11 protein-coding genes are annotated in these 13,216 nt (G+C 44.1%); 1 reads left to right on the forward strand and 10 read right to left on the reverse strand.

Annotation, left to right across the window (positions count from 1 at the left end):
- Window position 1 precedes the first annotated feature (1 nt).
- The 3 genes from qseG to purL all read right to left on the reverse strand — a co-directional run bounded on the left by qseG (window position 2) and on the right by purL (window position 7,091).
- Window positions 2-877: a two-component system QseEF-associated lipoprotein QseG gene (gene qseG, locus XBJ1_RS12855; RefSeq protein ID WP_012989427.1), complete on the reverse strand. Its 876-nt coding sequence runs from the start codon at window positions 875-877 to the stop codon at window positions 2-4.
- Between the two features lie 5 nt (window positions 878-882).
- On the reverse strand, window positions 883-2,322 hold the full coding sequence (locus tag XBJ1_RS12860) for a sensor histidine kinase (RefSeq protein WP_012989428.1): 1,440 nt from the start codon (window positions 2,320-2,322) through the stop codon (window positions 883-885).
- 881 nt (window positions 2,323-3,203) lie between these two features.
- Window positions 3,204-7,091: a phosphoribosylformylglycinamidine synthase gene (purL, locus tag XBJ1_RS12865; RefSeq protein WP_012989429.1), complete on the reverse strand. Its 3,888-nt coding sequence runs from the start codon at window positions 7,089-7,091 to the stop codon at window positions 3,204-3,206.
- A 264-nt stretch (window positions 7,092-7,355) separates the two neighbouring features.
- Between purL and mltF the strand changes: the two genes are divergently transcribed.
- Window positions 7,356-8,852: a membrane-bound lytic murein transglycosylase MltF gene (gene mltF / locus XBJ1_RS12870; protein ID WP_012989430.1), complete on the forward strand. Its 1,497-nt coding sequence runs from the start codon at window positions 7,356-7,358 to the stop codon at window positions 8,850-8,852.
- 28 nt (window positions 8,853-8,880) lie between these two features.
- Here the strand turns inward: mltF and tadA are convergent, their stop codons facing one another.
- The 7 genes from tadA to XBJ1_RS21810 form a co-directional block, all read right to left on the reverse strand.
- Window positions 8,881-9,390, reverse strand: coding sequence for a tRNA adenosine(34) deaminase TadA (tadA, locus tag XBJ1_RS12875; protein ID WP_012989431.1), 510 nt, complete (start codon window positions 9,388-9,390; stop codon window positions 8,881-8,883).
- A gap of 78 nt (window positions 9,391-9,468) precedes the next feature.
- Window positions 9,469-10,113 carry an HD domain-containing protein gene (locus XBJ1_RS12880; RefSeq protein ID WP_012989432.1) on the reverse strand — a complete coding sequence of 215 codons (645 nt, stop codon included), beginning with the start codon at window positions 10,111-10,113 and terminating at the stop codon, window positions 9,469-9,471.
- 283 nt (window positions 10,114-10,396) lie between these two features.
- The gene (locus XBJ1_RS12885; RefSeq protein ID WP_038199085.1) at window positions 10,397-11,293 is read right to left on the reverse strand and encodes a DNA-3-methyladenine glycosylase family protein; all 897 of its coding nucleotides are present in this window, start codon (window positions 11,291-11,293) and stop codon (window positions 10,397-10,399) included.
- A gap of 59 nt (window positions 11,294-11,352) precedes the next feature.
- On the reverse strand, window positions 11,353-11,565 hold the full coding sequence (locus XBJ1_RS22585; RefSeq protein ID WP_012989435.1) for a hypothetical protein: 213 nt from the start codon (window positions 11,563-11,565) through the stop codon (window positions 11,353-11,355).
- Window positions 11,549-12,166: a hypothetical protein gene (locus tag XBJ1_RS12890; RefSeq protein WP_012989436.1), complete on the reverse strand. Its 618-nt coding sequence runs from the start codon at window positions 12,164-12,166 to the stop codon at window positions 11,549-11,551. Before XBJ1_RS12890 ends, XBJ1_RS22585 begins: the two co-directional genes overlap by 17 nt.
- On the reverse strand, window positions 12,163-12,942 hold the full coding sequence (locus tag XBJ1_RS20040; RefSeq protein WP_193786118.1) for a DUF2515 family protein: 780 nt from the start codon (window positions 12,940-12,942) through the stop codon (window positions 12,163-12,165). The genes XBJ1_RS12890 and XBJ1_RS20040 overlap by 4 nt, the downstream gene beginning before the upstream one ends.
- 13 nt (window positions 12,943-12,955) lie before the next feature.
- Window positions 12,956-13,126, reverse strand: coding sequence for a hypothetical protein (locus XBJ1_RS21810; RefSeq protein ID WP_012989438.1), 171 nt, complete (start codon window positions 13,124-13,126; stop codon window positions 12,956-12,958).
- Window positions 13,127-13,216: the final 90 nt, after the last annotated feature.

Below are 13,216 nucleotides of genomic sequence, written 5' to 3' on the forward strand. Positions count from 1 at the left end.
ATTATTCAACTCCTTTTTCTTCTGGGAGATTGGCTTCTGATTCGGTTTTCTGGTGCATTTCCGGCTTAGCTTCCGGTTTTAATTGCTCAGAGGCTTCTACATTGCTTAAATGCTCTGTTTCACCCAATGTGGCAACACTGCTCTGATCTTGTTTGCGCGAGGAAAGCTGGCGTTCAATATCAGTCAAATTTTCCAGCTTGCGGGAAATTGAACGAAGATCATGCTCCAAACGTGCCCGTATTTCTTTCAGTCGATCAATTTTACTGTCACTATCAAACTGCAATCGCTGGAATTTCAACCTTTCTTCTGCAAGGTTAATTTTCAAATATTGCTGTTCCCGCCACAATTGCAGTAGCGGCCTCAATGCAGACGGAAATTGTGGACTATATCGGTTGAGGTTTTCTACAATTTTGCGACGTTCAATCAGCGTAGGAGTGGCTCGATTCATCAAGATACTTTGTTTGAAAACGTGCCCCCAATCAGTCGGTGCAGCCGGCGTAAAACGTTTGGCAGTATCGCGGGCTTCCAGCGAGGATAGTCGATCCGTGCAATCCATCACCTTCAACCAATAAAGACCGTTTTCCATTGCCGCTGGTTTGACGATATTCCATATTCCATCACATCCCTTAAGCCGGTAATCCGTAACCCGCTGTTCTGGCATAATGGCTTGGGCTATTGTCAATAACTCATCATTTCCGGTAGTTTCAGCGCATCCTGACAGCAAATAGGGAATAAACAATAGTATCATGACACGGAAACGCAAGGCTGAAGCCCGCTCAAGAAAATGCTGCATGACAGCAGGTTTTTTCATCGGTTGAATCACAATATTCTGCTGCTCCGTCTTCATCATAAAACGGTAAGTAAACCTGTTATACATATTATTTAGTCATTCTCTGCGGTTAATGGCAGTTCAATTCGAAAACATACGTCAGCAAATTCGGGTTCTATCAGATGCAGTTCTCCCCCCATCTGTTTAATACAATCTTGCGCAATACTCAAGCCAAGACCGCTTCCTTTGACCGCGCCTTTGCGTTGCAGCTTTCCTTGATAAAATGGCTCAAAAATCATGCTCTTCTCTAATTCAGGGATAGGCGTCCCCGTATTAGCAATGTCAATCTGAATATTTTTACCTACTTGCCGACTGGAAATCCAGATGTTACCGGATTCAGCACCATAGTGCACTGCATTGGAGTAGAGATTATCAATCACCCCCATTAATAGTTTAGGCTCTGCCCAACAAAAAAATGTATCCAATTGAATTTCAGTATTAATATTTTTTGCACGTGCTGGCAACTGATGTGACAATACGACGCTATCGACAATTTCTTTTAAAGATACAATCTGATGCTCGACAGAGCTATCTGCCAATCTGCGGTTATATTCGAGCAACTGTTCAATGAGCCGTTGTAAATGTTTACTACTGCTGTCCAGAATACTCACCACTTCTTTTTGATCTGCCGTCAGTGGCCCTGCTATTTCATCTGCCAGTAATTCTGTGCCTTCACGCATACTCGCAAGAGGCGTTTTTAATTCGTGGGAGATATGACGTAAAAATTCGTGACGCTGAGATTCAAGCCAAGACAAACGTTCACTCAGCCAGATAATACGCTGCGCCAGTGATCGCAATTCCCGGGGTCCCTGAAAGGATTCAATCTGATTATCCAGTGTTTGTCCCGCCCCCAGCCGATTAATCATATTCTCGATCCCTTTCACTGGCCCGATAATCATACGGGTAAAAAGGGTGATCAAAAAAGCGCTCAGCAGGAATAAGATTAGGCTCTGCCAGCCAAATAACTGCCCTTTGTCTGCAATATCTTTTTGTAGTTGCTCACCACGAATAAAGATGATGTTACGGGTTTCTTGCACCAGGAGATTATTGGCTGTGGAAAATTGTTCAAGCCGCTTGTTTGCCACCGGTTCTGGCATGCCATTACTACAGGAAATTTTGGTAAGACCGGACAGTAATTGATTAAACCGCTGGGTATATTCCTTATTAGCCAGCATCATCATCTGATTGCCAAGCATGTTGAGGTACTGTCGGTATTGACGTTGATAGAGCTTTTCAAGCCTGACATCCCCCAATACACAATACTGGCGATAGCTCCGTTCCATCTCAAGGGCTACGCCTATCATCGCTTCGCTACGGCGGGCATCTGCCAAAGTCGTGCGGTTAATTTCGGCAGCTTGTGTACTGAGTTGATCAAGACTTTGATAAGCCTGATAAGCCAGTACTAAGAGTGGCAATAACACCAGCCAGAAAGCCATTAACACCAATTGGCGCAATGAACGGGGAAATAAACGCCATTTATTCAAAGAAATCATCTCATAACCTGTAATTACATTGATGCTAACCGACATGAGGCGGAGAAAAAAGCCTACCAGATGATGAATTCTATTGTTACTTTTTCTCGTTTTTGAAAATAGTGGATTATTGAGAGCTATGCGGGTGCATATACAAACGGATGCCTGCATGAACACAATGGATAGGAGTTACCTGTAATAATGACGGCGGGATAGTATCTTATCTACTATCCCGCCAGTGAGGATCCTTCATACTGCTTGATGAGTATGTAGGTGGTGCCTCACTCCACGTGTCGCCCGTAGTTTGATAAGGCCCGAAAGCGAGTATCATTAAGTTGGACGGTAGGCACCTTACTTCGGCATCATTCTAGGCTTATGTGGCATATTTCCACCTAATTGTGGGCCGACATAAAAAGGTGAATGAGCAACTACATTCTATTAAGCATATTACATGCCAACATTCAAATAAAAATATTAATTTATTGATTTTATTGAAAATAAAAATAACATATTCATATACGCCGCTTTGTGATGAATATATTTTGATATCAGCGATATATTTTTGTCGCCAATTTATGACACTTAACTGCATAAAATGATTTTATTAATAAAATCAAATCATTAAATGTCTCTTATTTGAGACGCATTAAGAGGCCATTGTCGCGATATAGAGACAATGAGAGTGTATGTTGCATCGCAGAAAACACCGGAATAGTCCCCCTTATCTCCCCACTGTTTTGTTTTATTTAGCAAAAACTTTGAGAGCTTACGCAACATTCGTAAACAACCACTCCTCATTGCTAAACCACAAAACCCGTTTTACGCGGGTTTTGTGGTTTTTAACTTAAGACCCTAATAAATCTTCAGGGACTTATATAAAGGGAGAATGATAACGAAAGAAATTAACCTAACTGCCTGCGCGCATTACGGAAAATACGCATCCATGGGCCGTCTTCCCCCCACTCTTTGGGATGCCAAGAATGGCTGACAGTACGGAATACCCTTTCAGGATGCGGCATCATCGCCGTCACTCGTCCATCAAGGCTAGTCACCGCAGTAATACCGTTCACAGAGCCATTCGGGTTAGCAGGATAGTTTTCTGTCGCCAGACCGTAGTTATCAACAAAACGTAATGCAACCTGCTGGTGTTTTTCCAGTTCAGCCAAGCTCTGGCTATTCCTGAATTCAACCTGCCCTTCACCATGAGCAACCGCAATTGGCAAACGGGAACCCGTCATTCCTTGCAAAAATAGTGAAGGACTATCTGCCACTTCCACTAAACTGAAACGTGCTTCATAGCGTTCTGAACGATTACGTACAAAACGCGGCCAGTGCTCAGTGCCCGGAATCAATTCATGTAAGTTGGAGATCATCTGGCAGCCGTTACACACGCCAAGGGCTAAAGTATCCGGTCTTGCGAAAAAGTTCGCAAAATCATCCCGTACCTGTGAATTAAACAGAATAGACTTTGCCCAACCTTCGCCCGCACCCAGTACATCACCGTATGAGAAGCCGCCACAGGCAACCAGTGTCTGGAATTGATCCAGCGTAATCCGCCCACTCAGCAAGTCACTCATGTGAACGTCCACAGCGTCAAAACCAGCACGATGGAATGCCGCCGCCATTTCGACATGAGAGTTCACACCTTGTTCGCGCAATACTGCAACTCTCGGCCGCACTTGTTTCGAAATATAACAAGCAGCAATATCTTCTGCCGGATCGAAGGTTAACTTTACATTCAAGCCGGGATCGTTCACATTCTGTTTCGTCTGATGTTCTTGGTCAGCACACTCTGGGTTGTCACGCAAGCGCTGCATCTGCCACGTCGTTTCCGCCCACCATAAGCGCAATGTGCTGCGATTTTGGCGATAGACATCCATATCGTTGCTGGAGATCACGAAATCCTCTCCCGCCTGAGCCAGCCCCAAATAGTGTACGCATTCTCTCAGTCCATAATCAGCCAGCAGTTTTTCAACCTGTTCTCTGTCGGTCTGACGAATTTGAATCACTGCGCCCAATTCTTCACTAAACAGTGCTGCCAAAATATCTTCATCGAATGCACTGATATCGGCACGCAGTCCACAATGACCCGCAAAAGCCATTTCTGCCAGTGTCACCAACAAGCCACCATCAGAGCGATCGTGATAGGCCAGCAGCTTTTGTTCTGAAATTAATTGCTGAATCGCATTAAAGAAACCTGCGAGTTGCTCAGTACTGCGAACATCTGCGGTTTTGTCACCAAGCTGACGATAAACTTGCGCCAGTGCTGTTCCTCCCAACGCATTTTGCCCTTGCCCCAGATCAATCAGTAGCAGTGCGTTATCATCATCGGTAGATAACTCTGGTGTCACGGTACAACGAACATCCTCCACCCGTGCAAATGCAGTGATAACCAATGAAAGCGGTGCGGCCATTTCACGTTCTTCACCGTTTTGGTTCCAGCAAGTTTTCATCGACATGGAATCTTTGCCGACAGGAATCGTTAATCCCAGCGCCGGACACAGTTCTTCGCCCACTGCTTTGACCGCAGCATATAATCCGGCATCTTCCCCGGCATGGCCTGATGCTGACATCCAGTTAGCCGATAACTTCACCCGTTTCAGATCTTGTACATAGGCAGAGGCGATATTGGTCAGCGCTTCCCCGACCGCCATACGCGCTGATGCTGCAAAATTCAATAGAGCGATAGGCGCGCGTTCACCTATTGACATCGCTTCACCATAATAGCTGTCCAAACTGGCCGTAGTAACAGCGCAATCCGCCACTGGAATTTGCCACGGGCCAATCATTTGGTCACGAGCAACCATCCCAGTAATTGAACGATCGCCAATCGTAATCAGGAATGTTTTCTCTGCCACTGCCGGTAAGTGCAAGACTCGTTTTACTGCTTCAGCTAAATCAATATCTCTGCGTTCTAAACTATGACCCTGCGCTTTCAGGGTCATCACATTTTTCAGCATCTTTGGCGTCTTGCCGAGTAAAACATCCAGCGGCATATTGATAGGTTGATTATCAAAATGATTGTCATTCAGTAGCAAATGACGTTCTTCCGTCGCCTCTCCAATCACTGCGTACGGAGCACGTTCACGACGGCAGATTTCCTCAAACTGTACAAGTTGTTCTGGTGCCACTGCCATGACATAACGTTCCTGAGATTCATTACACCATACCTGCAATGGACTCATTCCCGGTTCATCATTGAGAATGTTGCGCAACTCAAAGCGACCACCCCGGCCGCCATCGCTGACTAACTCAGGCATTGCATTTGACAACCCACCCGCACCCACATCATGAATGAACAAAATCGGATTTTTATCCCCTAATTGCCAACAACTATCGATCACTTCCTGACAACGTCGTTCCATTTCTGCGTTGTCACGCTGCACTGATGCAAAATCCAGCTCTGCATCAGATTGGCCTGATGTCATTGAGGAAGCAGCACCGCCACCCAAACCGATATTCATGCTTGGGCCACCCAGTACGATCAGCTTCGCGCCAATAGAAATATCGCCTTTCTGGATATGTTCTTCACGGATATTCCCGATCCCTCCCGCCAGCATGATGGGCTTGTGATAACCACGCAATTCTGCGCCATTATGGGAATTCACCTTTTCTTCATAAGTTCTGAAATACCCTAGCAACGCTGGACGCCCAAATTCATTGTTGAATGCGGCACCTCCCAACGGGCCTTCCAGCATGATATCCAGCGCACTGACAATCCGATCAGGCTTACCGAAATCTTCTTCCCACGGTTGTTCAAATCCGGGAATTTTCAGATTAGATACCGAAAAACCAACCAATCCGGCCTTGGGTTTTGCACCTCGCCCTGTTGCCCCTTCATCCCGAATTTCCCCGCCTGATCCCGTTGCCGCACCGGGCCAAGGAGAAATGGCGGTTGGATGGTTATGTGTTTCAACTTTCATCAATATGTGGGCGGGTTCCTGGTGGTAATCATACACACCACTTTCAGGATGAGGGAAAAAGCGCCCAATCTGCGAACCTTCCATCACGGCGGCATTGTCTTTATAAGCAGAGAAAACATAATCCGGCGTCTGTTCAAACGTGTTTTTGATCATCTTGAACAGTGAATTAGGTTGTTCCTGACCATCAATCACCCAATCCGCATTGAAAATTTTGTGGCGGCAATGCTCAGAGTTCGCCTGCGCAAACATGTAGAGTTCAACATCAGTCGGGTTGCGGCCTAATGTCTGAAAGGCTCTCACCAGATAATCAATTTCGTCTGCTGCCAAAGCCAATCCCAATTCAATATTGGCTGATTCCAATGCAGCACGCCCTGACTGCAAGATATCGATCTGTTTCAGTGGTGCAGGCTGTTGGTGAGAAAACAGGGCTTCAGCCTGTTCAGATTGAGTGAACACACTTTCCATCATTCGATCATGCAGTAATGCAGACAGCTCCTGCCACTGCCCATCGCTCATTTCATCACTCTGGATATAATAGGCAATCCCCCTTTCCAAGCGGGTAATCTGTTTCAGACCACAATTGTGCACAATCTCTGTCGCTTTCGATGACCAGGGAGATATCGTGCCCGGACGAGGAGTCACCAGCAATAGTTGACCTTTAGGGTCATGTTCATCCAAAGAGGGGCCATATTTTAATAACCGATTTAATTTCTCCCGCTCATCTCCTGTGATAGGCGAATTAATTTCTGCAAAATGCACATATTCCGCATAAATCTCTGTAACGGGAAGCTGCTGATCTTGGCACTGGGAAAGGAGCTTAGTAATACGAAACGCTGATAAAGCGGGCGATCCACGCAGAATTTCCATAGTAATAGGTTCTCTCATCTTAGAAGCAAAGCCTGACTGATGCCACAGGGGGAAACGCCGACATTATAGAGGAATGTTTCCTTTGACGAAACCGTTTGCGTGACTGTTATTCAATCGAATAATACAATTAGTAGAATTTAAAAATTGATTCAATAAGGTTGCACATCCCAGTTTTGTTACGCAAAATGCTCAATTACTGGAAATTTAACCATTCTATATTTCACATTTCTTACGGAACCTACCGCACTGACGAGAGATAACTATTTGAGCAATATCAAGATAAATTATTTTGTCATCGTCATTATCGCGCTCCTCTCTGCTGCAATCATTGGCCGTAATATCAGTTGGCCCAACAAACAGCAGGAGCAGATAAACAGGATTCTGGCACGGGGAGAGCTTCGGATTAGTACCATCAGCTCCCCTCTGATTTCTGCGAACAGCAAAAATGAAGCAACGGGGTTTGACTATGAATTAGCCAAACGGTTTGCTGAATATCTAGGCGTAAAACTTGTCATTCATTTTCGCACTAATATTAACCAGATTTTTGATGACTTAAACAACGATAACGCAGATTTTCTCGCTGCTGGCCTTATTTATAATGAGGAGCGGTTAGACCAGGCACGCATTGGCCCTGCCTATTATTCAGTCTCACAGCAACTGATTTACCGCAAAGATACACCCCGCCCACGCACGTTTGGCGATTTAAACGGCACACTGGTTGTCACTGAAGGATCTGCCCATGCCAGAGAACTCAAAAAATATAAAGAAGAGTCTTATCCCAATTTAACTTGGGAAGATACATCACGCGATAACACACTAGAACTACTTGAGCAGGTGTCCGAAGGCAAAATTAACTATACGATCAGCGATTCGATCAGTTTTTCTCTGCAACAGCGTATTCATCCTAATTTGGCCCTTGCTTTTGAAGTAAATGGGGAACGTCCTCTGACTTGGTATTTGAAGCGCAGTGATGACTATACCCTTTACTCTGCTATGCTCGATTTTTTCAATCAGATGTCAGAAAACGATGTGATACCACAGCTGGAAGAAAAGTATTTCAGCCATATCTACCAATTCGATTATTTTGATACTATTTCATTCATTCGCGCTATCAATAGCACATTACCGATATATCAGCCTATTTTTGAGAAATACGCTGGCTCACTTGACTGGCAATTAGTTGCAGCCATCGCATGGCAAGAGTCACATTGGAACCCGCAGGCAACTTCACCCACAGGTGTTCGCGGTATGATGATGCTTACTCGCCCGACCGCAGAATGGGTCAAGATCAGTGATCGACTTGATCCGGAGGAAAGTGTAAAAGGGGGTATGGTTTATCTGCATTATCTGATGGAGCGGTTGCCGAAAACCATTCCTGAAGATGAACGTATCTGGTTCGCCCTAGCTGCTTATAACATGGGTTATGGGCATATTCTCGATGTCCGGAAACTCACGGCAGAACAAAAAGGTAATCCTGACCGTTGGCTGGATATCAAATCTCGCCTTGATCTGTTAAGCAAGAAAAAATTCTATACCAACACAACATATGGCTATGCCCGCGGACATGAAGCATATCGCTATGTCGAAAACATTCGGCGTTATTACCAGAGTCTGGAAGGGTACTTGCGAGCAAAAGATAAACACAGCAAGAAAGCAGAATATGAAACACCGATTGATAAGATCATCGTGCCTCTTTCAGATAGGGAAGGAAATAAAGCCGTGGTTAATGAAAAAACGCCGGAAGTCAAAACACCGACGTAATCTCAAAAAGTTCCTTAGCAAGAACCGACTATAGCGTTTCCTGCTGTTGTATTTTTAGTTTTTTTAATGCCTTATGCTGTTCTCTGCGTTGTTTAAAGAACGTACTCAACATCGTGGCACATTCTTGCGCCAGTACGCCAGCCGTGATTTCAATCTGATGATTCATGCCCGGATGCCGTAGGATATCAATCAATGACCCGGCTGCGCCGGTTTTCATATCACTTGCACCATATACCAGCCGCTGTATCCGGCTATGCACCATCGCGCCTGCACACATAACACAGGGTTCCAGAGTGACGTATAGGGTTGTATTCAACAAACGGTAATTCTGCAATTCGATGCCACCACGCCGCAGAGCAATGATTTCTGCGTGGGCAGTGGGATCATGCTCGGTAATCGGATGATTATAGCCTTCTGCAATAATTTTATTATTGGCAACCAGCACAGCCCCGACGGGAATTTCGTCCTGAGATTGTGCCTGCATTGCCAGCTCCATTGCCCGCCGCATCCAGTATTCATCACTATATATTTCTGTCACTACAAGTTCTCTTACTTATGAAAATCTCGCTAATTATAACTGTTAGTCATTAATATTGATTCACTCATCTCAATTTGCTTATGTGACCTGAATTTCATTCAAAAAAGCCTCAAGAAAGTGTTCCATGCGTTCTGTCCTTTCACGAGCCATTTGTCTACCCGTTTCCGTTTGAAAGCCAGATTCTATTTTCAATATCTTGGTATAAAAATGATCGAGCGTATAGGCAGAGTCATTATATTCACGGTGTTTTGCCAGAGGATCGTGAAAATTATACAGTGCGGAACCCATACGACCGGCAATGTAAAAACAACGAGCAACACCAACCATTCCAATGGAATCCAATCGATCAGCATCTTGTACAATTTTGGCTTCCAATGTTCTGGGAGTTAAACCGGCTGAGAAACTATGAGCTTCAATGGCATGGCAGACAGCAGCGATATCTTCTCCACCCCACCCTAAATTTTTCAGTATCAATGCGGCTTTTTCTGCGGCCATATGAGAAGCAAGATGTCGATTGGGATCATTTTTTTCAACACTGACGCAATCGTGTAATAAAACTGCGGCCAATACCCACTGTAAATTTCCAGATTCAACCTCACAAATTCTCTTCGCGTTTCGCCATACTCGATGCAAATGGGCAATATCATGAGCGCCATAATCACCTTCTACTGCAATAGGCAAAAGTTGTTGGGCTAAATCTTCAAATGGTGAAAAAAATAACATAGACAAAACCTCTCAATGAATGAAAATTAAAGGACAACTATCCATGTTGACAGGCCTTAACCATCTGACACTAGCAACCTCAAATCTTGAGCATAATCTCAATTTCTATATAAACCTGTTAGAGTCTACTCCCCATGTCCGCTGGTGAGGGAGAATCAATTTATCTTCTCGCCACTGACGAACATCAACTTGGAGCCCGTCCATGTTGGTTCCCTTGCAAGTTGCCTTAATACATTGCGTAAAACACCTTACAAAGGATTAGAGTGGTATTAATGTCTCCCCATCAATACCCACTACTGGACTGCTGCCTCCATAAATGTGCAGCCACAAGAGCCTTCCAAGGAGAAAACCCTGACAGCCATGCTTCTGTTTGCTCAGCGTTGACCTTGTCTTCCTGCCTGAGTAAATATTGGAGGTTGCGCCTTACAGCTACATCGCCATGTAGTGAACCATTTAAATAATTAAATCCGCGCGACAAAGCGTAATTGATTGTCCACATACCAATTCCTTTAATGGCGAGCAGATTATCCGTAAGCCGTTTAATTCCACCTTCTATTATGGCTAATTTCAACTCACCCGAATCAATTAATTGGCTAACATTCAGCAACGCATTGGCTTTACTGACAGAAAAACCACATTGGCGTAGATCGTGTTCTGAACACTGAATTATTTGCTCATGAGTCGGATGACACAACAATCCTGAAGAATGTTTAACGCCAATAGCCTGAATAAATCGCCTACGGATAGAAATTGCCGCACTTAAGCTAATTTGCTGACCAATGATTGCCCAACTAAGTGCCTCAAAAGGTGTTGCTGACTGATAAATTCGTAACCCCGCCTGTCTGGTAACCAACTCGCCAATAACCGGATCAGCTTGATACATAGATTCAAATTCTTCAACAGGCTGCAACAATCCCAGCATATGTGAAGCTAGCATGGATAAAGCCTCCTCGGATTGATGTGCGTCATCACCATCAACCTCAAGCTGAATCTGCGCCCGGTGTTTATTAATAGATACAGTCAGTAAAGCCGGATTTCCGTGCCAAATAATTCCCTTTTTCATTCGACTTTGTTGCACTATTTCAGAAGCACCCTTTTCATCTCTGTGATGAAAGGCCAAAAAATCTTGAACGTGATAATTACTCGGTAATATTATTTCCGTAAAAGAGCTTAGTTTCATGACAAAAACTCCAGAGACACACAGAATCGAAAGATATTATCACAATCATTCACAACAACTTAGTTGGAAGAAAGCCTATAATTATCCACCGTATCCCGTAATCCGAGATTATTAACAAACTCCGGTTTGTTCGGAATGTCTGCGCCGTTCTGGTTCTTCTCCAGACGAGAATTAGCATTCTGATTTGCATTGGCCGCACTTTGGTTCGCGGTGTTTGCGTTGGTGATAGCGTTTCCGGCATCTGTTCTTGCTTGGTTATCGCGCCTTGGCAATATCCATCGTGATCATAAATCGTTCTTCATCAGGATGTTTCTTGTCGTTAAAGCATCCCAAATTCATCATAATTTGATATTGATCACCAGCTCTCCAGTAGGTTGTTTCAGAACATTTTAAACTGCGAAGTTGGGTTCGCAATTCTGGCGTATTAGCCAGAGGTGGGAACGTCCTATCATAAACAGGTATCCAACCTGCTTTACGCCACTGATTTTGTAAATCTAGTACAATTTTGATCACATCATCGAAGAGTAATGGCTCAATTTGTGGAGATATGCGTACACTCTCGATTATTCCATTATTATACTTAACAACAAAAAACCGGGCAGCTGGTGTCATAAATCCATATTTTGGATCGGTAAAACGTAAGCGTGCGTCCATTTTTGGAACGTTATACCAAATTTTACCTGGAAGAGCGGGATTAATAGCAGCACTGGAACGTTGTCGCATATCTTCGTAAGGTTCACCAATCATTAGGGCTATCTCAGGTTCATGAGAATAAAAGATTTGGTAAATGTAGATACCTGCCAGCCCTAGAATGACGAATAACACGAAGATTAAGCCACCGTGCCGCCAGTCTATACGCTGTAAGAGATTCATTTTACACCTCTCCCTGCCTCAATATCTTGTAAAGATTTTTCAATCAAATGCCGGTCTCTACCACGCAGCAATTCATCAAAACGCTCCGCTGCATTAAGTACGAAAGGCATACGCTGATCTGCATCGGCAAGATTAGCCACATCATCGCTAAATTTGATAGTTCTTTCATTATCAATGAATTGGCATTGACTAGCCAACGTTAACTCAACAGGTTGTGCCACATTATCAGGTAAAAAGCCTGTGACATAGGAGAATTGGTTACCCCACAAGAACACTATTAATTGCTCGTCACTGTACATTGTGGTTTGCAATATATTGATTTGCTCGTGATAGGCGAGATGTACAACACCTTGAGCAATATTTCCTGCTTCTATCGCCTCAAAAGCGAGTAGAATATCGTCATAGGGAAGGCCAAACTTCAAATTATTTTGTCCTATTGGCCACAATATTGGAAATTGGCTATTACCGTAGATATCTTGGCGTAAATTTAGGCAAGTTTTGAGGTCTTCCAATCCACGTTGCTTGCAGAAAGCATGAAGCTGGTATACATCCAAAAATAGCGTCGTATTTCCCAGTGCCATCTTTTCATACACATAGTTGAATGAATACTGTGACAAACTTGATATTCCCTGAAGGCCGGGTACATAGGAAGATATTGATAATCTATTGTTTTTACTGGCTTGCCTTGCTTCTTCCACAGCTTGAGCAAAATCCTCAACTTTATTTTCTGCTTGCGCCTTCAGCTTTGGATGAAGAAAGTAAAATGGATTATCCATTGTGTTTTCTAGCTCACTTGCGCACGCGTCGGTCGGCATCATTATTAGCTTGTATCTGTTCATGCATATCATGACGACAGCATCTAGCATAAGCCTGATTAATACGTTTGTTCCGTTCTATGGGATCTGCAATCAGTTTACCACCGGGTGCGACGGTATCTTCTGCCTCTTTCTGATAAACCACTGTGTCGTTGGTCTATTCGTTGTAATAGACTCATTTTATATCTCATCCTGAAGTAATATCCTGAATAATAGTGGGCGTGAGAAAATAATA

Origin of the sequence: Xenorhabdus bovienii SS-2004, from assembly GCF_000027225.1 — a bacterium.
Lineage (GTDB): Bacteria > Pseudomonadota > Gammaproteobacteria > Enterobacterales > Enterobacteriaceae > Xenorhabdus > Xenorhabdus bovienii_C.